The organism is Staphylococcus sp. EG-SA-2, assembly GCF_017152085.1.
This window is the reverse complement of sequence record NZ_JACYHC010000001.1, coordinates 1-587: the sequence shown is the minus strand read 5'-3', so window position 1 is coordinate 587 and position 587 is coordinate 1. Positions and strand designations below refer to the sequence as shown.

The 587-nt window shown below is 33.0% G+C and carries 1 protein-coding gene; it reads right to left on the bottom strand.

Annotated elements, in window-relative coordinates; translation table 11 throughout:
- On the bottom strand, nucleotides 1-350 hold a 350-nt coding region (locus IDG60_RS00005), incomplete at its 3' end, for an ATP-binding cassette domain-containing protein (protein ID WP_206160325.1).
- Between the last annotated feature and the right edge of the window lie 237 nt (nucleotides 351-587).

Here is a 587-nt window from a genome sequence, read left to right as displayed (position 1 = left end):
TCATCAATATCTTGATAAACACCAATTGATTTAAAAGCACCGCTTATCACCACATCGATTACTCTTTCACCCTCTTGAAACTTTTCCAGTAAACTATGAGATACAAAACCTATATGTTGTCGTACAGTCTCTGCAGAATACCCTACCTTGCCTGGCATTTTACCAAATAGATTAACACCGCCAGTTGTCGCAGGCTCATATGCATTTAATATATTTAATAGCGTTGTCTTACCAGCACCATTCAACCCATATAATATCCATTTATCACCTTTAGCAATTTGCCAAGAAATATTTTTTAAAATTGTTTTTCCTTGCTTCATTCGCCCAATTTGATCTAATTGAATTAACATGCGAGGTCACCCCTTTATTGCTACTCCATACTTCTCATAAAATCATATTAACATAACACCCTTAATTGTCAGACTATTTAAATAAATAAAACACTTCCTTTTTACGCATTTCTGCCAAATTAAGATGAAGTAAAAGCTAAGTCGACCTAAAAAAGCACCCTTCTAGTCGATTAATCTAAAAGGGTGCCATATACTTTAATTTTAATACATGATTGATTCTAAAAAAGTGAATTATTC